Source organism: Variovorax sp. 38R (assembly GCF_014843395.1).
Classification (GTDB): domain Bacteria; phylum Pseudomonadota; class Gammaproteobacteria; order Burkholderiales; family Burkholderiaceae_C; genus Variovorax; species Variovorax paradoxus_H.
The window spans coordinates 3,143,415-3,163,651 of record NZ_CP062121.1; the positions used below are offsets into that span (position 1 = coordinate 3,143,415).

Annotated in this window: 19 protein-coding genes; 14 read left to right on the forward strand and 5 right to left on the reverse strand. The window is 68.4% G+C overall.

Annotated features, from left to right (window positions below; translation table 11 throughout):
• The first annotated feature begins 3 nt into the window (after positions 1–3).
• From IG196_RS14395 to IG196_RS14420, 6 genes are read left to right on the forward strand one after another with little or no spacing between them, the layout of a single operon-like run.
• Positions 4–2,346, forward strand: coding sequence for a type VI secretion system Vgr family protein (locus tag IG196_RS14395; RefSeq protein WP_192196680.1), 2,343 nt, complete (start codon positions 4–6; stop codon positions 2,344–2,346).
• A gap of 7 nt (positions 2,347–2,353) precedes the next feature.
• Entirely contained in the window at positions 2,354–2,791 is a 438-nt protein-coding gene (locus IG196_RS14400) for a hypothetical protein (RefSeq protein WP_192196681.1), read from the forward strand.
• A gap of 7 nt (positions 2,792–2,798) precedes the next feature.
• Positions 2,799–5,456: a DUF2169 domain-containing protein gene (locus IG196_RS14405; RefSeq protein ID WP_192196682.1), complete on the forward strand. Its 2,658-nt coding sequence runs from the start codon at positions 2,799–2,801 to the stop codon at positions 5,454–5,456.
• Positions 5,453–6,577 (forward strand): pentapeptide repeat-containing protein, encoded by a 1,125-nt coding sequence (locus IG196_RS14410; protein WP_192196683.1) that lies wholly within the window; start codon positions 5,453–5,455, stop codon positions 6,575–6,577. The genes IG196_RS14405 and IG196_RS14410 overlap by 4 nt, the downstream gene beginning before the upstream one ends.
• Entirely contained in the window at positions 6,574–7,260 is a 687-nt protein-coding gene (locus IG196_RS14415; RefSeq protein WP_192196684.1) for a DUF3540 domain-containing protein, read from the forward strand. Before IG196_RS14410 ends, IG196_RS14415 begins: the two co-directional genes overlap by 4 nt.
• A gap of 29 nt (positions 7,261–7,289) precedes the next feature.
• Complete coding sequence (locus IG196_RS14420) at positions 7,290–7,676, forward strand: DUF4150 domain-containing protein (RefSeq protein ID WP_192196685.1); 387 nt, start codon at positions 7,290–7,292, stop codon at positions 7,674–7,676.
• A gap of 15 nt (positions 7,677–7,691) precedes the next feature.
• Here IG196_RS14420 and IG196_RS14425 read toward each other — a convergent pair whose 3' ends face one another.
• The 5 genes from IG196_RS14425 to IG196_RS14445 form a co-directional block, all read right to left on the reverse strand.
• Positions 7,692–8,678: a tripartite tricarboxylate transporter substrate binding protein gene (locus IG196_RS14425; RefSeq protein ID WP_192196686.1), complete on the reverse strand. Its 987-nt coding sequence runs from the start codon at positions 8,676–8,678 to the stop codon at positions 7,692–7,694.
• Between the two features lie 94 nt (positions 8,679–8,772).
• Positions 8,773–9,849: a phospholipase gene (locus IG196_RS14430; protein WP_192196687.1), complete on the reverse strand. Its 1,077-nt coding sequence runs from the start codon at positions 9,847–9,849 to the stop codon at positions 8,773–8,775.
• A gap of 40 nt (positions 9,850–9,889) precedes the next feature.
• The gene (locus IG196_RS14435) at positions 9,890–12,265 is read right to left on the reverse strand and encodes a Tex family protein (RefSeq protein WP_192196688.1); all 2,376 of its coding nucleotides are present in this window, start codon (positions 12,263–12,265) and stop codon (positions 9,890–9,892) included.
• Positions 12,266–12,344: 79 nt separating this feature from the next.
• Positions 12,345–13,259: a sensor histidine kinase gene (locus IG196_RS14440; RefSeq protein WP_225617036.1), complete on the reverse strand. Its 915-nt coding sequence runs from the start codon at positions 13,257–13,259 to the stop codon at positions 12,345–12,347.
• Positions 13,260–13,350: 91 nt separating this feature from the next.
• Positions 13,351–14,145 carry a LuxR C-terminal-related transcriptional regulator gene (locus IG196_RS14445; RefSeq protein WP_062472928.1) on the reverse strand — a complete coding sequence of 265 codons (795 nt, stop codon included), beginning with the start codon at positions 14,143–14,145 and terminating at the stop codon, positions 13,351–13,353.
• A gap of 379 nt (positions 14,146–14,524) precedes the next feature.
• On the opposite strand from IG196_RS14445, the gene IG196_RS14450 reads away from it, so the two are divergent.
• From IG196_RS14450 to IG196_RS14485, 8 genes are all read left to right on the forward strand, one after another.
• Positions 14,525–15,217: a hypothetical protein gene (locus IG196_RS14450; protein ID WP_101491545.1), complete on the forward strand. Its 693-nt coding sequence runs from the start codon at positions 14,525–14,527 to the stop codon at positions 15,215–15,217.
• Between the two features lie 82 nt (positions 15,218–15,299).
• Complete coding sequence (locus tag IG196_RS32045; protein WP_225617037.1) at positions 15,300–16,322, forward strand: hypothetical protein; 1,023 nt, start codon at positions 15,300–15,302, stop codon at positions 16,320–16,322.
• Positions 16,323–16,345: 23 nt separating this feature from the next.
• Positions 16,346–16,684, forward strand: a complete 339-nt coding sequence (locus IG196_RS14460; RefSeq protein ID WP_192196690.1) for a hypothetical protein — start codon at positions 16,346–16,348, stop codon at positions 16,682–16,684.
• 91 nt (positions 16,685–16,775) lie between these two features.
• Positions 16,776–17,285, forward strand: coding sequence for a hypothetical protein (locus tag IG196_RS14465; protein ID WP_101491547.1), 510 nt, complete (start codon positions 16,776–16,778; stop codon positions 17,283–17,285).
• A 56-nt stretch (positions 17,286–17,341) separates the two neighbouring features.
• Positions 17,342–17,704: a GIY-YIG nuclease family protein gene (locus IG196_RS14470; RefSeq protein WP_192196691.1), complete on the forward strand. Its 363-nt coding sequence runs from the start codon at positions 17,342–17,344 to the stop codon at positions 17,702–17,704.
• The gene (locus IG196_RS14475; protein ID WP_225617038.1) at positions 17,701–18,162 is read left to right on the forward strand and encodes an AsnC family transcriptional regulator; all 462 of its coding nucleotides are present in this window, start codon (positions 17,701–17,703) and stop codon (positions 18,160–18,162) included. Before IG196_RS14470 ends, IG196_RS14475 begins: the two co-directional genes overlap by 4 nt.
• Positions 18,163–18,214: 52 nt before the next feature.
• Entirely contained in the window at positions 18,215–18,787 is a 573-nt protein-coding gene (locus tag IG196_RS14480) for a DUF2239 family protein (RefSeq protein ID WP_192196692.1), read from the forward strand.
• Positions 18,784–20,226 (forward strand): MATE family efflux transporter, encoded by a 1,443-nt coding sequence (locus IG196_RS14485; protein ID WP_192196693.1) that lies wholly within the window; start codon positions 18,784–18,786, stop codon positions 20,224–20,226. The genes IG196_RS14480 and IG196_RS14485 overlap by 4 nt, the downstream gene beginning before the upstream one ends.
• Positions 20,227–20,237: the final 11 nt, after the last annotated feature.

The following is a 20,237-nucleotide window of genomic DNA, read 5'->3' on the forward strand; positions in this document are numbered from 1 at the left end:
CGAATGCCGCGTACCGTTCAAGTCCATACCGTCCTGAGCACCGAGCAGCTCAAGTTCCGCGCGATGCGGGGGCACGAAGGACTCTCGCAACTCTTCGAGTTCGAGGTCGACATGGTCAGCACCAGCTTCAACCTCGACCTGAAGCGCCTGCTCGGCACCTCGCTCACGCTGGCCATTGCCGACGACGGCGCGCCGCGCTACCTCAACGGCACCGTGGTGCGCTTCGAGCTGGTCGGGCGTGCCAACGAAACCGGCCGCCACTACATCTACCGCGCGCTCGTGCAGCCGTGGCTGTGGTACCTCACGCGCACCACCGACTGCCGCATCTTCCAGAACCAGAGCGTGCCCGAGGTGCTCGACGCGGTGCTGGGCAAGTACGGCTTCCAATTCGAGAAGCGCCTCACCGGCAGCTACCGCCCGTGGGAATACTGCGTGCAGTACCAGGAGAGCGACTTCGCCTTCGTGAGCCGCCTCATGGAGCACGAAGGCATTGCCTACCACTTCGAGCACAGCAACGGCTCGCACCTGCTGGTGCTGGCCGACGACGCAGGCGGCTACGCCAAGCTGCCCGGCCACGCCCGCATTCCCTACCGCCCGCGCGACCGCGTGGTGAATGCGCTGGAGCCCTGCATCGACCGCTGGCGCGTGGCCGAGCAGATCACCTCGGGCCGCGTGATGCTCGACGACTTCGACTTCAAGAAGTCGCGCGCCTCGCTGCAAAGCGTGCAGCAAGACCCCAAGGGCCACGACCACGCGACCTACGAAGTCTATGAATGGCTCGGCGGCTACAGCGAGCACCAGCAAGGCGACGCCTACGCGAAGGTCCGCCTGCAGGAGCTGCAGTGCGCGCACGAGCTGGCCTCGGGCCACACCAACGTGGTCGGCATGGCGCCGGGCCACCTGTTCGAGATGACGCACTGCCCGCGCGAGGCCGACAACCGCGAGTACCTCGTCACCGAAACGCGCTACGACCTGCGCGAGCCCGAATACTCGAGCGGCGGCAGCAGCGAATCGGTGTGCGAGTTCGACTTCACCGTGCTGCCCTCGGGTGTGCCCTACCGCCCCGCGCGCACCACGCCGCGCCCGCGCACCAACGGCCCGCAGACCGCCACCGTGGTCGGCCCTGAGGAGATATGGACCGACCGCTTCGGCCGCGTGAAGCTGCAGTTCCGCTGGGACCGCTACGGCCAGTCGGACGAGAACAGCTCGTGCTGGGTGCGCGTGTCGAGCAACTGGGCCGGCGCCAACTACGGCACCATGCACATGCCGCGCGTGGGCCAGGAAGTGATCGTCGATTTCATCGGCGGCCAGCCCGACCGCCCCATCATCACCGGCCGCGTCTACAACAGCGACCAGATGCCGCCATGGGAACTGCCCGCCAACGCCACGGCCAGCGGCATCCTCACGCGCTCCAGCACCGGCGGCGCGGCCAATCAGGCCAACATGCTGCGCTTCGAGGACCGCGCGGGCGCCGAGCAGATCCTGCTGCACGCCGAGCGCAACCTCGACGTCGAAGTGGAAGCCGACGAAACCCACACCACCGACGGCACGCGCACCACCCTCATCAAGGGCCACGAATCGGCCACTTATCAGGACGGCGAAACGCGCGACATCACCGCAGGCGCGACGGAAACCATCACCGGCGGCGACACGCGCGACGTGACCGGCGGCTTCAGCGAAACCGTGAGCGGCGGCGTCATGCAGCGCATCACGGGCGGCAAGACGCGCACGCTCAGCGGCGGGCTCACCGACACCATCTCCGGCGGCGTGACACTCGCCATCAGCGGCGGCTTCAACGGCACCATCGACGGGCAGGAAATCCGCTTCGTGAGCGCGGGCCGCAACGACACCGTCAACACGTCGAACACCCTGCATGTCAACGGTCCGTCGAACACCACGGTGACCGGACCCACGGTCCACACCTCGCCGGACGTGACCTTCAACACCACGAACCACATCCACAACACGACACAGCACGTGATCAACACCAACGTCTACAACACGACGTCCAAGGTCTACAAGAACATCACGAACGACTACACGAACAACTCGAAGACCTACATCAACAACTACGCCAAGAGCAACGACTGGCGCTGGTACCGCGCGGGCGGCGTGGGGGCGCGCTTCTCGGCGGTCGGGCTGGCGCTCGACCTGTGGGGGCTGCGCCAGCAGAACTACATCCTCAACTCGCAGTTCTCGGGCATACGGCTCGACGTGGCGGTGTTCCGCTCGCAGAACTCGGCCACCGAGATCGAGGGAAAGATGCTCAAGGTCGCGAACATCGGCATGAAGATCGCGAGCGGCGGCCTGGCCTTCGCCGCCAAGGCGATGACCGTGAAGGTCTGAATTGCCGATGCCCGTCTGGGAACAGATCCTCTGGAGCGCCTTCGCCGTGATGATGGGCGGGGCACTGCTGGCCGGTGTCGCGGTGGTGGTCACCGCCACGCGCGAGCAGCGCAAGTACACGCAGGAGCGGCGCATCGGCGAGCGCCTGGGTTTTGCCGGCGTGGCCACGCACGGTGTGGTGGCGCAGGTGCGGCGCTCCGAACACCAGCTCACGAGCCCGGGCAGCCACGGCCAGTGCATGGTCGCGCTCGAATTCACGCTGCAGATGCCGCCGACGTCGCCGGTGCCGACCGTGGTGCTGCGCACGCTGGTCGACGAGCTGCTGCTGCCCCGCCTCGCGGTGCCGGGCGCGACGCTGCATCTGGTCCAGGACCCGGCGCATCCCGCCGTGGTGTCGGTCGACCGGCAGCGCACGCCGCTCGAAATGGCGCCCGCACGGAGCTAGCCGCCCCTTGAAAACCGTCAAGCCGCTGCGGCTGAGTGTCATCACGCGCCCCTTCCTGCGGGGCCGACAGCAACGCCTGGGCGTCACGCTGATGGGCATGGTGTCGATGGACGCTGCGCCCGTGCTGCTGCCCGAGCCCGAGTTCTGGAAGATCGCTGCCGAAGAGCTCGGCCCCACAGGCGCCATCGACCTGGGCATTCCCAAACCCCACGCCGAGTTCCTGGCCACCGGCCACGCCTACACGCAGCACCAGGACGACAAGACCGCCTGCGCCGTCGCGATGCGCGTGGGTGAACTTTCGCGCCAGTTGCTGGTGTTCGGCGACCGCTTCTGGCTCGACGGCCGCGCGACCGCGCCGCAGCCCTTCGAGTCGATGCGGCTCGACGCGACACGTGCCTACGGCGGCCCCGGCTTTGCAGAGAACCCACAGGGCATCGGCCACGCGCACGAGATCGTCAACGACCTGCAGGTGCGGCGCCTGCCGAACATCGAAGACCCGCAGCGACGCATCGACCGGCCCGATCGCGAGACCGAACCGGCCGGCTTCGGCGCGATCGAGCTGACCCGGCCCAGCCGCATGCGCCTGATCGGCCGGCAGTACGACGGCCACTGGCGCGAGCACCTGTTCCCCGGCTTTTCAGAGGACATGGACTGGCGCTTCTTCAACGCCGCGCCGCCGCAGCAGCGCTGGCCCGCGCGCGATCACATCCCTGGCGGCACGCCCTACGAGATCTGGCACATGCACCCCACGCAGCCGGTGCAGCGCGGGCGGCTGCCCGACTGGCGTGCACGCGCCTTCATCGCGCGTCGAAGCGGTCGCGGTCGCGAGCCCGAGCAGTTCGACGAAGTGCCCATGCGTCTCACCACGGCCTGGTTCTTTCCGCACCGCGCTCAGGTGGCGCTGATCCACCACGGCGAGATCGACATCGTGGAAGACGACGCCGACGACGTGACCCATGTGATGCCCGCCATCGAAGCCGCGGGCGATGCGCCGCGCCCGCTGGCGCACTACTTCGCCCTCCTCCAGCGCCGCTGCGATCCCGAAACCGGCGCACTGCACGCGGCGCGCGACGACGAACTGCTGCCCGCGCAGGCCATCGGCCCCTGGCTCGACACGCTGGACGCTGGCGAGGAATCCGCGATGGTGCGCAACATGCGCGAGCGCGGCGACCGGCTGCGCGCGGACATGATGCAGAAGGCGAGCGAGGCCGGCCACGATCCGCGCCTGCTGCGCGAACGGCCAATGCCCGAGCCGTTTCGCAAGATGCCGACGCTCGCCGAGCTGCCCGAGTTTGTCGAGCGCACGCGGCGCTTCACGCAGGACCAGCGCAAGGCGCTCGAAGACGGCCGGCGCGAGCTCGAACGCGCGGGGCAACTCAACGCGGCCGAGTCGCGCCAGGTCGGTTTCGACTCGGCCGCGCTGGTGGCCGGCGTCGACCGCACCACGACCAAGGGCCCGCCCGCCTTCGACGCGCAGACCGTGCTGCAGGGCATGTTCGGTATCGCCGCCGCCACGGGCACGTCCGCGCTGCCGCCCGCGCAGCAGCAAGCCTTCGCGGAGGTGGTCGAGAAGGGCCAGCGCGGGTTGATCGACATGTACCGGATGGGCGCGCAGCACCAGTCGCCCGCCGACGTGCTCGAAGGCGAACGCGCCGCCGAGGCGCGCCGGCGTGTGCAGGACGCGATGGCCACCACGCGCGACCTTTCGGAGATGGACCTCACGGGCGCCGACCTGTCGGGCATGGACCTGCGCGGTGCGCGCCTGCACCGCACCTTGCTCGAACACGCGAACCTCGAAGGCGCCCGGCTCGACGGTGCCGATGCCACTGAGGCCGTGCTCGTGCGTGCGCGCCTTTCCCACGCCTCGCTCGCGGGCTGCGTGCTGCACCGCGCGAACCTCAGTCTGGCCCGTTGCGTCCACACCGTGTTCACCGGCGCGCAGCTGCACCACACCATGCTCGAGCAGACGCACTTCGACCATTGCGATTTCTCGCAAGCCTCACTGGAGCACTTGACCGTGCTCGGCCTACAGGTGGCGCACTGCCGCTTCGACGCCGCACGCTTTTCCTACGTGACCTTCATCGAACAGACCCGCCTGCAGGACTGCAGCTTTCGCGGCGCCGTGCTCCACAAGGTCGGGCTGATCTCGTGCATTGCCGAGCGGCTCGACTTCAGCGCCGCCAGGCTCGAAGCCTGCGCCTGGGCCCACACACCGGGCGACACCGGCATCGTCTTTCGCGGCGCGACGCTGCACACCACCTGCTTCGTCGGCACCAGCAGCTTGCGCACCATGGACTTCGAAGACGCGACGCTGGTGCAATGCGGCCTGCGCGAGATGCCGCTGGACGGTGCGCGCTTCGTGCGCGCCACGCTCGACACCTGCGACCTGTCGGCCTGCAGCCTCACGGGCGCCGACCTCAGCGGTTGCGATGCGCCCGAAAGCCTGTTCATCCGCGCCGACTTCACGCAGGCCTCGCTGCGCGGCGCCAACCTCATGCACGCCAGCCTCCAGAAAGCCCGCCTGGTCCGCACCGACCTGCGCGAGGCCAACCTGTTCCGCGCCGACGTCTCGCAGACCCTGATCGACGGCGTGACCGACACGCACGGCGCGTACCTCGAACAGGCCAAGACCCTCCCGCGCCGCGCCGCGGACCCGGCGCGATGACGCCGGCCGAGCTGGCAGCGACGATCCGCGGCGGCGAACACATCCAGGGCCAGGACTTCCAGGGCATGAACTTCGACGGCACGGACCTGCGTGGCGGCAGCTTCGGCGCCTGCGACTTCCGCCGCGCCAACCTGCATGCCGCGCGGCTGGCCGAATCGGTGTTCGACAGCTGCCGCTTCGACGGCGCGGTGCTCGACGCCGCCGACCTGCAGCACGCCGCGTTCCACCGCTGCGCCCTGCCCCGCGCGCACCTGCGGTCTGCAGCGATGGCCCACGCGGTCTTTGCCGAGGCCGACCTGTGCGGTGTCGACATGACCGAAGCGCAGGCGGGCCAGGCCACTTTTCACCAGAGCACGCTGGACGGCGCGGGCTTCGAACGCGCGGACCTCACGAAGTCGGTGTTCGGCGAATGCCGCCTCGACGGCACGCGCTTCGACAACGTTGCGCTGAACACCACCGTCTTCTACCGCGCGGCGCTGCGCGGCACGCACTTCCGGGGTGCGAGCTTTCACAACGTGATCTTCGGCGAGGCCGACCTTGCGGGGCTGGACTTCTCGGCGCAATCGTTTCACCTGTGCCAATTCATCGACGCCGATCTGACGGGATGCAACTTCGCCGGCGCACGGCTGAGCCAGTGCAACTTCAAGGGCGCGAAGCTCGAAGGCGCGGTGCTGTCGGGCGTGCAGGCGCCCCAGTGCCTGTTCCCTGAAGCCGATCTGCGACGGGCCGATGCGCGCGGCGGTCACTTCGACCAGAGCCTGTGGGTCGGCGCCCGGCTCGACGATGCCGACCTGTCGGACGCGCGGCTCGAACAGTGCGTGTTCCACCGCGCGAGCTGCCGCCGCACCGCGTTCGCCCGCAGCCACCTCGTGTACGCGGACTTTTCGTACGCCGACCTCAGCGAGGCCGACCTGCGCGGCGCCACCTTCCATCGCACGCAGATGCACCGCGCGATCGAGGCCGGCGTGCGCTGGAGCGACCGCCTCGGCGTGCTCGACAGCGACCCCGCGCTGTTCGAGGCCGAGCGCTTTTCCGCGGCCCGCGCGAGCCGCCCGCAGCGCGCCGGCCGCGACACCTTCGGACGACCGCTACCGCCCGATCCACAGGACACCCTGCCATGAACCACCGCGCCGTTCGCGAGCTTGTCTCGCCGCTATCGGATACGCCTGAGACCGAAATGCACGCGCTGCTGCGCAAGCCCCTGCCTTCGGTCGCCGCATTAACGTGGACCGGCAGCGCACTCGGCACCGTCGTGCAATCGCTGCCCGATGGCCGCTTCGTCGTCGAGCCGCAGCAGGGCGGCGCACCCTGGCAGTGCCCGCGCGCCGCGAGCTGCCTGCTGCAGCCCGCCCCGGGCGACGTCGTGCTCGTGGCCGGGCCGCAGCGCGACCAGCTGTTCCTCATCGCCGTCGTCACGCAGGCGGACCCCAGCCAGTCGCAGCTCGTGGCCGACGGCGACCTCACGATCCGCTCGCGCCGCGGCGGCATCGCGCTCCAGGCGTCCGCGTTCGCACTTCAGGCCGACAAGGCGACCGTCGACATCACCGACATGGCCTACCGCGGCGCCGAAGTGCGCGTGACCACGCTGGTCGCCCGCTTCGTGGGCCGCACGCTCGAGACCGTGCTCGACCGCCTGAGCCTGCTCACGCGCTCGAGTTTTCGCCTCACCGAAGAGGTCGAGCAGGTGCGCGCGGGCCAGATCGACATGCAAGCCTCGGAAAGCCTGCGCCTGCACGCGAAGAACACCTTCGTCACCAGCCAGGCGCTGGTGAAGGTCGACGCCGAACAGATCCACATGGGTTGATGCAGACAGAGAAAAAAGGAGCTTTCGCCATGTTCGCCAACGCACAGATGATGGGAATGGACCTCGCGTTTCCCGATGTCTGCAAGACACCGCCCGCGCTGCCCGTGCCCTACCCCAACATCGCGCTCGGGCCGACGGCCCTGCCCAACGCCTGGAACATCCTGTACGGCGGCACGCCCGTGCACAACATGGCGACCACCACGCCGATCACCAACGGCGACAACGCCGGCGTGCTGATGGGCGTGGTGTCGCAGACCGTGATGGGGCCGTCGCGCCACATCACCGGCGCCTTCACGTTGCTGCTGAAAGGTACGCCCTGCACGCGCATGACCAGCCTGTCGGTGCAGAACCGCTGCAACATCGTGGGCATGCGCATCGTGCCCAGCCAGTTCAAGGTGCTGGTGCTGGCGCCTTGAGGCAGGCCTGGGCGCTCAGTCCAGCTTGACGCCCGCCGTGCGGATCACCTTGCCCCACTTGGTGGTCTCGGACGCGATGAACGCGTCGAACTCCTCGGGCGTGCTGCCCGCCGGGAAGGTGCCCATGGCATCGAGCTTGGCGCGCGTCTCGTCGCTCTTGATGATGCGCGCCACCTCCTCCGACATGCGCTTGACGATCTCGCGCGGCGTGCCTGCCGGTGCCAGCATGCCGGCCCAGGTGCTGCCGGTGAAGCCCGCGAAGCCCTGCTCGATGAAAGTCGGCACGTCGGGCACGGCCGGCAGGCGCTTGTCGCCGGCCACGCCGATCAGCCGCACCTTGCCGGCCTTGCCCTGGTTGATGAGGCCCGTGGGCGCGTCGAAGAACAGCTGGATCTGCCCACCCATCAGGTCGGTCAGCGCGGGCACGGCGCCGCGGTACGGGATGTGGATCATGTAGGTCTGCGTGAGCGACTTCCACAGCTCGCTTGTGAGGTGCGCGGCCGAGCCGTTGCCCGAGGAGCCGAAGCTGATCTTGCCGGGATGCTTGCGTGCGTAGTCGATGAGCTCTCGCGCGGTCTTGAACGGTGCATCGTTATTCACGGCCGCGAGCAGCGGCGACACGCCCATGAGCGAGACGCCCACGAGGTCCTTGCGCGGGTCGTACGGCAGCTTGGGGTACAGCGTGGTGTTGGCCGGGTAGGCCGCGATGACGACGCCGAAGGTGCTGCCGTCGGGCGCGGCCTTGGCCACGGCATCGACGCCGATCAGGCTGTTGGCGCCAGGCTTGTTGTCGATCACCACAGGCTGGCCGAGCCGCGTCTGCAGGCCCACCTGCACCAACCGCGCCATCTGGTCGGTGAAGCCGCCCGGCGTGTAGGGCACGACGATGCGGATCGGCTTGTTCGGCCACGCGCTTTGCGCGAAAGACGGTGCGGCGAGGCTGGCAGCGGCGGCGGCCGTGGCAAGAGAGAAACGGCGGCGAGAAAGCGTGGCGTGCGGCATGGTCGGGAACCCTTCGGATGGCATGGATCGGGCCATTCTCGAAGCGCCCTCGCGCACTGGCGCTCAGGGTTTGTCCCCGACGGGACAGCGTGGCTCAGAGCGGCAGGATGTCGCGCGAACGCCCGTCGTCGCCGAGCCAGGCCTCGAACTCGTCCGACATCCGCGTCGCCTCGCGCGTGGCCTGGCCCCACGCAGAGATGCGCGCCTGCGCGTCGTTCGCGAAGCGGATGAAGTCCTTGCGGTCGGGCAGCTTGCCGTGCGGCAGCGTCTTCACCCATTCGGGATTCGGCGCGAGCACCACCATGCGGTCGAGAAAGCGCGTCGACTTGTGGCGCCAGCGCAGCCCCTTGTCGAGCCAGCCCGGCACCACGGCCTGCTGGAAATGGGGGTACAGCACGATGCCTTCGTCGGCCGGCTGGTAGTCCAGGTGCAGGTGGTAGTCGGTGATGCCGCCGTCCCAGTAGGCACCGCGCGGCGCGCCCGGAATGTCGTGCACCGCGGCCAGCAGGAACGGAATGGAGCACGACGCCTGCAGCACCCGGTTGAAGTTGGCCTCGCTCAGCGCGTGCTGGCGCGTGCGGAAGTCCGTCGTGCCGAAAGGCAAAGCCGCGCCGGGCGTGGAGAACACGCAGCGTTCCAGCCAGGCGCCCAGGCTCTTGCGGTGCAGGCTGTTGCTCGCGAAGGCGCCCAGGTAGCCGACCGGCGTGCGCGCCCTGCCCTCGCGCCCGAGGATGTGGCGCCCGCGCGAGGTCACCACATGCAGCCGGTAGCGCGAATGGCCAAGCACCTCACCGATGCGTCCGCCGTAGAAGGTGTCGAGGCTTTCCGCGAAACGCTCGCTGAGCTGGTGCGGACTGAGCCGTTTCTGGCCCGGTGGCACTTCGAACTGCTGGCGCACATAGTCGTGCTCGAAGCGCCCGAAGGCCGCCTCCGGGTCCGACAGGCACGCCGTCGCCAGCCGCCACGCGCCGATCGACGCGCCCACCAGGTCCACCGGCTGGCTCGACTGCGTGAGCCAGCGCCCGAAGATGAAGCGATCGAGCGGCCCGAGGATCAACCCCTTGGGCCCGCCCGCCGCGCCGGGAATGGTGCGCACGTCCTGCGGGCGCAGACCGTGTTGCTCGATGTGCTGGCGGGCCGCGGGGCCGGCGTAGATGCGCAGGGCTTTCATGCCGGCGGTGTTTGCAAGAAACGTGCGGTCCGCGGGTGGCTTACTTGCGCAACCCCTGCAACTTGGCGAACGCACTCGCCATCTGCCCCGCCGGCTGCGGCGAGTTGTCGCGCCGGCCTTGTTGCTGCTGGCCGCGCCCTGCCCCTTCGAAGCGGTTGTCGCGCGGGCCGTCGCGGCGGGCGGGCGCTGCGTCGAGCTTCATCGACAGGCCGATGCGCTTGCGGGCCACGTCGACTTCCATCACCTTGACCTTGACGATGTCGCCGGTCTTGACGACTTCGCGGGCGTCGTTGACGAACTTGTGGCTCAGCTGGCTCACGTGGACCAGGCCGTCCTGGTGCACGCCGAGGTCGATGAAGGCGCCGAACTGGGCGACGTTGCTCACGGTGCCTTCGAGGATCATGCCCTCGACGAGGTCCTTGATGTCGTCCACGCCGTCGTTGAAGCGCGCGACCTTGAAGTCGGGGCGCGGGTCGCGGCCGGGCTTCTCGAGTTCGCCCAGGATGTCCTTGACCGTGATGACACCGAACTTCTCGTTGGCGAACAGCTCGGGCTTGAGCGTCTTGAGCATGTCGGCGCGGCCCATCAGCTCGGCGATCGGCTTGCCGGTCTTGACGATGATCTGCTCGACCAGCGGATAAGTTTCCGGGTGCACGCCGGTGATGTCCAGCGGGTCGGCGCCGTCGCGGATGCGCAGGAAGCCGGCGCTCTGCTCGAAGGCCTTGGGACCGAAGCCGGTCACGTCGAGCAGCTGCTTGCGGGTGGAAAACGCACCGTTGGCTTCGCGCCAGCGCACGACGGCCTTGGCCACGCTGGCCGACAGGCCGGACACGCGGCTGAGCAGCGGCACGCTCGCGGTGTTCAAGTCGACACCCACCGAGTTCACGCAGTCTTCGACCACGGTCTGCAGGGTGCGCGCGAGTTCGCTCTGGTTCACGTCGTGCTGGTACTGGCCCACGCCGATGCTCTTGGGGTCGATCTTCACGAGCTCGGCCAGCGGGTCCTGCAGGCGGCGCGCAATGGAGGCGGCGCCGCGCAGGCTCACGTCGACATCGGGCATTTCCTGCGAGGCGAATTCGCTGGCGGAATAGACGGACGCGCCGGCTTCGCTGACGACGACCTTGTCGACCGTCATCTCGGGCGCACCGGCCTGTGCGGCCATCTTGGCCAGCAGCTTGATGAGGTCGCCGGCGAGCTTGTCGGTCTCGCGGCTGGCGGTGCCATTGCCGATGGCGATGAGGTTCACGCCGTGCTTGGCGCACAGCTTGCCCAGCGTGTGGAGCGAGCCTTCCCAGTCCTTGCGCGGCTCGTGCGGGAACACGGTGGCGGTTTCGACCAGCTTGCCGGTCGAATCGACCACGGCCACCTTCACGCCGGTGCGGATGCCGGGGTCGAGCCCCATCACGACGCGCGGGCCGGCGGGTGCGGCCAGCAGCAGGTCGCGCAGGTTGTCGGCGAACACCTTGATGGCGACTTTTTCGGCGTCTTCGCGCAGGCGGGTGAACAGGTCGCGCTCGGTCGACAGGGCCAACTTCACGCGCCAGGTCCAGGCCACGCACTTGCGCAGCAGGTCGTCGGCCGGGCGGCCGGCATGGCTCCAGCCCAGGTGCAGCGCGATCTTGCCTTCGGCGATGCTGGGCTTGCCCGGCTCGGGTTCGACGGGCAGCACGAGCTTGGCGTCGAGCACCTCGAGCGCACGGCCGCGGAACACGGCCAAAGCGCGGTGCGAGGGCACGCGGCCGATGGGCTCGTCGTATTCGAAGTAGTCGCGGAACTTGGCGATGTCGGCGTTGTTTTCGTCCTTGCCGCTCATGAGGCTGGACTTGAGCAGGCCTTCGTTCCAGAGCCATTCGCGCAGGCCCTGCACCAGAACGGCGTCTTCGGCCCAGCGCTCGGACAGGATGTCGCGCACGCCGTCGAGCACGAGCGGCACGGTCGAGAAATCGGGGCCCGGCTTGCCGTCGTCCAGCGTGGTGGCGGGCTTCAGGAAGGCCTGGGCTTCGGCGGCGGGGTCGAGCGTGGGGTCGGCCAGCAGCTTGTCGGCCAGCGGCTCGATGCCGAATTCGCGGGCGATCTGGCCCTTGGTGCGGCGCTTCTGCTTGAACGGCAGGTACAGATCTTCGAGTTCCTGCTTGGTGGGCGCGAATTCGATCGCGGCGCGCAGCTCGGGGGTCAGCTTGCCCTGCTCGTCGATGGCCTTGAGCACCGCCACGCGGCGGTCTTCAAGTTCGCGCAGGTAAGACAACCGGGCTTCCAGTTCGCGCAGCTGGATGTCGTCGAGGCCGTCCGTGACTTCCTTGCGATAGCGGGCAATGAACGGAACCGTGGCGCCTTCGTCGAGCAGTTCGACGGCGGCCTTCACCTGGTGCTCGCCGACCTTGATTTCAACGGCGAGCTGGCGAATGATTTTCTGCATGTCTTGAGCGCGTCCCTGGCAAAGCGCGGAAGTTTGCCATAGGCGAAGACACCGCCCGCCGGCCACCCCCGCGGCATGGTTACAACGTGCTCTCGGCCTGCGCCGCGACCGCCGCCTGTGGCAGCACTTCACCGGGCATCACGAGCCGGATGCGCAGCCCGTGCGGCGCCGCGTCCATGACGGCCAGCTCGCCGTGCAGCGCGTCGGCGCGTTCGCGCATGCTGCGCAGGCCCTTGCCCCCGGCCTCGCCGGCCGTGGCCTCCAGGCCGCGCCCGTCGTCGAGCACTTCGAGCACCAGCCCGTGCGAGCGTTCGCGCGGGCCAAAGCGCACTTCCACGCGGGTCGCCTGCGAATGGCGCAGCACGTTCGACAAGGCCTCCTGCGCGATGCGGCACAGCTGCATCGCGGCCTCGGACGAGAGCGGCGGCGACAGCACCACGTCCTGCACGTTCCACACGAGGGTGATGCCGAGGCGGTCGAACGCCGGTTGCAGCCGGTAACGCAAATGACCCAAACGATCGCCGATGCTGGTGTCGGGCTGGTCGTCGAGCGAGTCGACCGTCATCTGCAGTTCGAGCAGGCAGGCCTGCAGGGCCATCGACAGCTCGCGGGCGTCGGCGGAGCGCGGGTCGTAGCTGGCCATGAGCGCCACCAGCCGGGAGCCGACGCCGTCATGCAGGTCGCTGGCGATGCGGCGGCGTTCGGCGAGCACGGCCTGCGCCTGGCGATTGCGCAAGAGGCGACGCCGTGTGAGGTACCACGTGCCGACGATCATGCAGAGCACGGCGATGTTGACGCCCTGCAGGGCCCAGAAGGCGGCCGGCACCTCGGTACCCAGCGTGGTGATCGCGGAGGTTGCGCGGATCGCCTGCCCCACCAGCGGCGTCAGGTGCAGCGCAAACGCCAGCCCCACCCACAGCAGCCTGCGCTGGCGCGAGGCGTGCGGCCAGAGCCAGATCAGGAGCACGCACCAGGCGGCGATGGAAAGCCACACGAACTGGTCCTCCAGGAAATACGGCGGGAGCGGGGGCACCGGCGCGGGCATGGATGGCTCCGCTGCGAACGCGGCGCGCCCGAAGCGCGCCCTAGAGCAGCCCCCGGTGCGAGGCGAAACTCACGGCCTGCGCGCGGGTGTGGGCGTGCAGCTTGCGGTAGATGTTCTTGACGTGCGCGTTCACCGTCTGGGCGCTGATGGTGAGCTGCAGCGCGATCTCTTCGGTCACATATCCCGTGGCTACAAGCCGTAACACTTCGCGCTCCCGTGCCGACAGGGTTGCCTTGCTGTCCGGCGGGCGCACCGGGCTCGGATTGGCGCGCTGGTGGTCCAGGTGAACGAGCAGCCGGCGTGCCAGCCGGGGGGTGATGGCGGCACCGCCATTGACCACCTGAAGCACGGCCTGGGCATAGCTCTGGAACCAGGCGTTCTTCACCAGGTAACCCGAGGCGCCGAGCTCGAAAGCGTGCAGCACCTGGGGCTCATCTTCCAGCGCGGAAATGACGATGATCTCGGCAGCGCTGCGGTGTTTCTTGGCCTCTTCGATGAGCTCGAATCCGCTGCCGTCTCCGAGGCGGATGTCGACCATGAGCACATCGAATTCATGCTGCATCAGGAGGCGCCGGCCCTCGCGCAGGGAGCCGGCCTGGCCTTCGAGCTGGATGCGCAGATCGCCCAGCAACTCCTGGGCGATGACGCGGCGGACAAAGGGGTCGTCGTCGACGAGCAGGACACGAACGGGCTTGGTTTCCTGGCCCGTGAGGTAGTCCGGCCACGGCAGGGTATCTGCCGAGGGCGCCAGGAGCCCACCGAACTGGCCAGGATTGGAGAATTTCCTAGCGCCACCACCGACATCGGTCAATGAAATGTCGAGATCGTTTTCCATTTAAGCCCCCTTGTCACAGATAAAAGTCGCGACTTCGTGAACAAAAGTTAATCGATTTCTACTCTTTTTCCGGCTATCGGCTTTTTTGATTACCTTGGTTTCTTTCGGTTGCAATATTGCCAGATTGTGAACCAAAGTGATAGTTCCCACGAGGGGAACAGGGCCTAGAGCCGGCGCTCTGCCAACGCCCAAAACGCCTTCGGGCATTGCTTTCGCCATAGCCTTGCTCTACCCAGCCTGAGGCATTTTTCGATCGCTCCCCCCCGCTGAAACTGCATCCCGGTCGCAACGGAATCCCTTCACTCCGTGCTCGCTGACCGTCGCTGATGGCCGGATTCGCCGGCGATCGGGTTCGTTTCAACACTATCGAGGAAGCATCATGAAGAAGACTCTTATCGCCATGGCAGTGGTTCTCGTGGCTGGCATCGGGACCGCAACCGGCAGCAGCGTGGCGCTCGCCGTCACCAACACCACGACCGGTTCCTCCAGCTCGGCTGGCTCGGTCGCCGCCAGCTCCGGAACGGGCAGCGCACTCAGTTACAACGCAGCCAGCTCCACCTCGTCGGCCACGGCCAACGCGGCGGGCGGCGCAGCAGGCAACGCATTCCTGCGTGTCGGCGGTGCCACGGCCAGCGGTGCGGCCACCACGCAAGGGCGTGTGACCAGCGTGGCTGCAACGACCGGCAACGGCGTGGCCGCAGGCGGTGCGAATGCACAGGCCAATGCGACTTCCAGCGCCAATGCCAACTACGCCGGCGGCGGTGCCAACCCCGTGAGCGGTTCGGCAGGCGGCGCAGCCGGCTCGACCACCAACAACACCGCAGCCACCGCTGCAGGTCCTGGCGGCGGTCTGGCTGTGGTCACGCGCACCTCGGGCACGACGGCGGGCTTCAGCGCCAACTCGGCAGCGGTCAACGGCATCGTCAACGGCACCAGCACCTCGGCCACGTCGGGCTCGACGGGCGGTTCCTCGGGCGTCATCAACTTCGCCGTGGGCAACGCAGCGGGCTTCAGCAACGGTGGCGGCAGCGCAGGCGGCGCGATCTCCGGCGCAACGGCCAACGCTCCCTGAGCGATCGATCTGGACCATCGGTTGTTGGACCACAAATGGGGAGGGGCACGCCCCTCCCCTGCTTCCCAAAGGAGTCGAAAAAATGAAAACATTGATCGCCCTGACCTTGCTGGGCTTGTCCGCGGGCGCGTTGGCGCAAACGGCGGGCGGCGCCAACAACCAGTCAACGAGTTCTGCCACCACGAACGCCCAGGGCAACACCCAGGCGGTGAACTTCAACAGCTCGGCCCCCGCGGACGTCACCACGCGTTCGACGCTGGACAGCACACAGAACATCAACAACACGGGTGCCACGACCAGCGTCGTCGACTACCGTGGCAGCTACACCGTCAAGAACGTGCCCTCCGTGAGCGGCCCGAACCTGACGACCAGCAATGACACCTGCATGGGCAGCACCAGCGCCAGCGCGAACAGCGCAGGCATCGGGCTGAGCTTCGGCACCACCTGGACGGACGAACACTGCAAGCGCCTGAAGATGAGCCGCGAGCTCTGGAACAAGGGCATGAAGGCAGCGTCTCTGGCCATGGACTGCATGGACCCGCAGGCCCAGGCGGCCCTGGAGATGACCGGCTCGAAGTGCCCGCAGTCGATGACCGTCGAAGAACGCGTGAGCGCGTTCGGGCCGCAGGCATCGGGCAGCGGCGCACCGGTGGCGGCACGTCCGGCGGCGTCTGTCGCACCGGTGGCCGTGGCGCCGGCGCCTGCGCCAGCCCCCGTGGCAGTCGCAGTGCCTCAGCCGGTCGCGCCTGTGGCACCGGCAGCGCCTGTCGCGTTGGCGCCGGCGCCCGCGCCGGTCGTGGCGGTGCAACAGCCCGCCGCACCGGCCACGCTGGTCGAGGCGATGCCCATGGCAACCCCGGCACCGCAACCCGCGCCCGCCGCGACCGTCGTCCCGACGGCTGCGCCGGAGGTGGCACCGGCCCCCGTGGCCGCAGCGCCCGCCGAGGAAGCCGCGGCACCTGCCGCGGAACCGGCACCGGTGATGGTGAGCGCCGTGGCACCGGTCGCGCTGGCCCCGCAGCCGGACATCCTGGAAGCGCGCATCACGCGCCGCCTGGCTGACTCGGCCGACGAGGTGGCTGCAGCACCGGCCGACGCGCAATGAGGTCGGATCTGGAGTCCATCATCATGAACACCAGGACCGTTCCTCTCTGGCTGGCCGCCTGTTGCGTGGCGACGGCGTCGGTCGCCGCCACGCCGATCATCCGCATCGAGCGGATGCCACTGGGCAGCGGCCTGCAGAACGCCAGCGGCACGGAGAACGCCGAGCCGGTGGGCGACTACGGCGTCTGGCACGTGCCGCAGTACATGCCGGGATTTCCGACCTCGGCCACGATCTGGCCGCGCGTCGTGATCATCCAGTGCAACGTCACGCGGTGCAGCGGCTACGAAGTGACGCCCGAGCTGGGCCGGGGCGAGTACCTGTTCTTCCGGCCGGCGGAAGACAGCAACGCCGGTCGCAGGTAGGCAGGTGCACAGACGCTGAATTTCCGCACGATGCGCCGCCGGGTCCGCAAGGTTCCGGCGGCGCGCGGCCTTGTGCGGATACCCTTCGCGGATGCACAACCCCCTCGTGCGCGCCTTGCGCGCCCTGTTTCGCGCCGTTGCCACCACGATCCTCGTGCCGGTGCTGCTGTTCGAGGAATGGGGCTGGGCGCCTCTCGCGGCGCTGGTCGCGCGGCTGTCGCGCCTGCCCTTCTGGGCGCGGCTCGAAAACCTGTTGCGCGCCCTGCCGCCCTGGGGCGCGTTGCTCGCGTTCTTCGTGCCGGTGCTGCTGCTCTTTCCGGTCAAGCTGCTGGCGCTGTTTCTGTTCGGGCGCGGCCACGCGGTCAGCGGCATGGCCGTGCTGCTGCTGGCCAAGCTCGCGGGGACGGCCGTGGTCGCGCGGATCTTCCAGCTGGTCGAAGGCTCACTGATGCAGCTGGCCTGGTTCGCCCGCTGGTACCCGCGCTGGAAGGCGTGGAAAGACGGCGTGCTGACGCGGGTGCGCGAAAGCCGCCCCTGGCGCATCGTGCGGGCGGTGCACCGGCGCGTCCTTCGGGGATGGCATCGGCTGCGGGCCGAGTGAATCTATTTTTACCCGGGTGTATTGTGTTTTATATTTTGCCCGGGTAATATTTGGAGATGAATCCATCTCCCACCACGCGACGTACCCTCGTCAAGCAATACAAGGACAGCGTGCGCCCCGCTGGCGTCTTCGTCATCCGCAACCTCATGGACGGCCGCGTCTACGTGTCCGGCAGCCTTGACGTCGAAGGTGCCATGAACCGCGCCCGCTTCGAGCTGAACCTGCGCTCGCACCGCAACAAGGCCTTGCAGCGCGACTGGGTGGCGCAGGGCGCGACCCAGTTCAGCTTCGAGGTGCTCGACCGGGTGAAGGAGCGCGACGACCCCGCCTTCGACCGCGCGGCCGAACTGGAAAAGCTGCTCGAACTCTGGCGCGAGGAACTCCCCTGCACCGGCGACAAGGGATACAACGCACCATGAGCACCGACGCACTCGGCTTTTGCCTCGACCTCGGACGCGCCCACGCCAGCCTGCGCCTGAAGCTCAACGAAGACCTGGGCGCCTTCCACGGGTTGGACTACGAAGACTTCACCCTGCTCCACCTGCTGCTGCGTGCCGGCAACGGCCACCTGCCGATGGTCGAACTTGCGCACACGCTGGGGTTGCCAATGTCGGCGTTGATCCGCAAGATGGTGCTGCTCGAAAAGACCGGCCTGGCCGAGCGCATGACGGGAACGGATGGCGACAACCGGCGCCACGCGGTGATTCGCGGTGGCGGCAAGCAATTGGTGCAGGCCGCCCTCACGACCGTCGAGGCGATCTGCGCCGACGCCGTGAAATCGCTGGACCCGCAACGCCTGCCAGACCTCCATGCCATGCCGCGCTGCGCGTGCTGTGCGATCACGACACGCCGCACGCCTGAACCGTCCTGCGGGTAGATTACGAACCTCGTTTCGTTCCGCCCGGATCGACAACCCAAAAAGAATCCGCATGTCACCCGACGAACTACCGACCACATTCACCGCGTTTGCCGGCTTCCAGCGCGTCGCCGCCGGCACCAAGGCCCAGGTGCTCACACAGCTGCGCGAGCGCGGCGACGCCGCCGCTTGCCTCGTGTTCGACAACCAGACCGGCGAGCAGCTCGATGTCGATCTGCGCGACCCGAAGGCCATCGAAACCTCCGCGCTCGAAGCCGAGAAACACGAAGACGCGCCCCGCGGCGTCGGCCGTCCGCGGCTGGGCGTGGTGGCGCGCGAAGTCACGCTGCTGCCGCGTCACTGGGACTGGCTCGGCCGCCAGCCGGGCGGCGCCTCGGTGGCGCTGCGTAAGCTGGTCGACGACGCACGCCACGTGCACGCCGACCGCGACACCGTGCGCGCCGCGCGCGAAGCCACCTACCGCTTCATGACCGCCATCGCCGGCAACCTGCCCCACTTCGAGGAAGCCACGCGCGCGCTGTTCGCGGGTGAGCATCAGCGCTTCAGCGACCTTGTCGAACCCTGGCCCACCGACCTGCGCGTGCACCTGCACAAGCTGTCGGCCGGTGGCTGGGGTGCTGCATGAGCGCGGCGCCCGACAGCAGCAGCACCACAACCACCAGCAGCCCCGGCAACCCGAGCGGCCTGCGGGGCGTGCCCGTGGCGCCCGTGGGTGCGGCGCGTCCGCTGTGGAAGGTGTTCCTGTTCTTCCTGGCGCCGATGTTGCTCAGCAACATCCTGCAGTCGCTCTCCGGCACCATCAACAACGTCTACGTCGGGCAGATGCTCGGCGTGAGCGCGCTGGCGGCGGTGTCGAGCTTCTTCCCGGTGATGTTCTTCTTCATCGCCTTCATCATCGGCCTGGGCGCCGGCGCCTCGGTGCTCATCGGCCAGGCCTGGGGCGCGCGCGACGCGGCGAAGGCCAAGGCGGTGGCGGGCACCACGCTCACGGTGGGCCTGCTGCTGGGGCTGGCGATCGCGGTGTTCGGCGGGGTCTTCACCACGCCGATGCTGGCCATGCTGGGCACGCCGCCCGACGTGCTGGCCGACTCCACGCGCTACGCCCGCATCATGCTGATCGCGATGCCCGGCGTGTTCCTGTTCCTCCTGGCCACCGCCATGCTGCGCGGCGTGGGCGACACCATCACGCCGCTGTTGACGCTCTTGATTTCCACGGCCATCGGCCTCGTCGTCACGCCCGCGCTCATCCGCGGCTGGGGCGGGTTGCCGCAGCTCGGCGTGGCAGCGGGCGCGTGGGCCTCGGTGCTGTCGTTCGCGGTCGCGACCACGTGGCTGGGCTTCCGGCTGCGCCAGAAAAAGAGCCCGCTCGCGCCCGATGCGGAGTTCGTGCGTTGCCTGCGCATCCAGCCGCAGCTGTTGAAGGCGGTGCTGAAGATCGGCGTGCCCACGGGCGTGCAGATGATCGTGGTGGCGCTGGCCGAAGTGGTGCTGCTGTCGATGGTCAACAGCTACGGCTCGAACGCCACAGCCGCCTACGGCGCGGTGAACCAGGTGGTGGCCTACGTGCAGTTCCCGGCCATCTCGATCGCGATCACCACGTCGATCCTCGGTGCACAGGCGATCGGCGCGGGCCGCGCCAACCGGCTCGGTGCCATCGTGCAGACCGCGCTGGGCATGAACCTCGTGCTCACGGGCGGGCTGGTGCTGCTGGGCTATCTGTTCTCGCGCCCGCTCATGGGCTTCTTCATCACCAGCGCACCGGTGATCGAGATTGCGCAGAACCTGCTGCACATCATGCTGTGGAGCATGGTGCTGTTCGGCATGGCCTCGGCGGTGTCGGGGATCATGCGCGCCAGCGGCTCGGTGCTCGTGCCGACGCTCATCACCATCGCCTGCATCCTGGGCGTGGAAGTGCCGGTGGCCTGGCTCATGAGCCGCCACTTCGGCCTGGGCCTGGACGGGATCTGGATCGCCTACCCGGTCACCTTCGGCGCGATGCTGTTGCTGCAGACCGCGTACTACCGGCTGGTGTGGCGCAAGAAGTCGATCGGCCGGCTGGTCTGATCGGCGCCTCG

What these genes read in the sequence shown, in the direction of transcription:
- IG196_RS14395 (WP_192196680.1), top strand. Translation starts at nt 4, where the DNA reads ATGCCGCGTACCGTTCAAGTCCATACCGTCCTGAGCACCGAGCAGCTC.
- IG196_RS14400 (WP_192196681.1), top strand. Translation starts at nt 2,354, where the DNA reads ATGCCCGTCTGGGAACAGATCCTCTGGAGCGCCTTCGCCGTGATGATG.
- IG196_RS14410 (WP_192196683.1), top strand. Translation starts at nt 5,453, where the DNA reads ATGACGCCGGCCGAGCTGGCAGCGACGATCCGCGGCGGCGAACACATC.
- IG196_RS14415 (WP_192196684.1), top strand. Translation starts at nt 6,574, where the DNA reads ATGAACCACCGCGCCGTTCGCGAGCTTGTCTCGCCGCTATCGGATACG.
- IG196_RS14420 (WP_192196685.1), top strand. Translation starts at nt 7,290, where the DNA reads ATGTTCGCCAACGCACAGATGATGGGAATGGACCTCGCGTTTCCCGAT.
- IG196_RS14425 (WP_192196686.1), bottom strand. Translation starts at nt 8,678, where the DNA reads ATGCCGCACGCCACGCTTTCTCGCCGCCGTTTCTCTCTTGCCACGGCC.
- IG196_RS14430 (WP_192196687.1), bottom strand. Translation starts at nt 9,849, where the DNA reads ATGAAAGCCCTGCGCATCTACGCCGGCCCCGCGGCCCGCCAGCACATC.
- IG196_RS14435 (WP_192196688.1), bottom strand. Translation starts at nt 12,265, where the DNA reads ATGCAGAAAATCATTCGCCAGCTCGCCGTTGAAATCAAGGTCGGCGAG.
- IG196_RS14445 (WP_062472928.1), bottom strand. Translation starts at nt 14,145, where the DNA reads ATGGAAAACGATCTCGACATTTCATTGACCGATGTCGGTGGTGGCGCT.
- IG196_RS14450 (WP_101491545.1), top strand. Translation starts at nt 14,525, where the DNA reads ATGAAGAAGACTCTTATCGCCATGGCAGTGGTTCTCGTGGCTGGCATC.
- IG196_RS32045 (WP_225617037.1), top strand. Translation starts at nt 15,300, where the DNA reads ATGAAAACATTGATCGCCCTGACCTTGCTGGGCTTGTCCGCGGGCGCG.
- IG196_RS14460 (WP_192196690.1), top strand. Translation starts at nt 16,346, where the DNA reads ATGAACACCAGGACCGTTCCTCTCTGGCTGGCCGCCTGTTGCGTGGCG.
- IG196_RS14465 (WP_101491547.1), top strand. Translation starts at nt 16,776, where the DNA reads ATGCACAACCCCCTCGTGCGCGCCTTGCGCGCCCTGTTTCGCGCCGTT.
- IG196_RS14470 (WP_192196691.1), top strand. Translation starts at nt 17,342, where the DNA reads ATGAATCCATCTCCCACCACGCGACGTACCCTCGTCAAGCAATACAAG.
- IG196_RS14475 (WP_225617038.1), top strand. Translation starts at nt 17,701, where the DNA reads ATGAGCACCGACGCACTCGGCTTTTGCCTCGACCTCGGACGCGCCCAC.
- IG196_RS14480 (WP_192196692.1), top strand. Translation starts at nt 18,215, where the DNA reads ATGTCACCCGACGAACTACCGACCACATTCACCGCGTTTGCCGGCTTC.
- IG196_RS14485 (WP_192196693.1), top strand. Translation starts at nt 18,784, where the DNA reads ATGAGCGCGGCGCCCGACAGCAGCAGCACCACAACCACCAGCAGCCCC.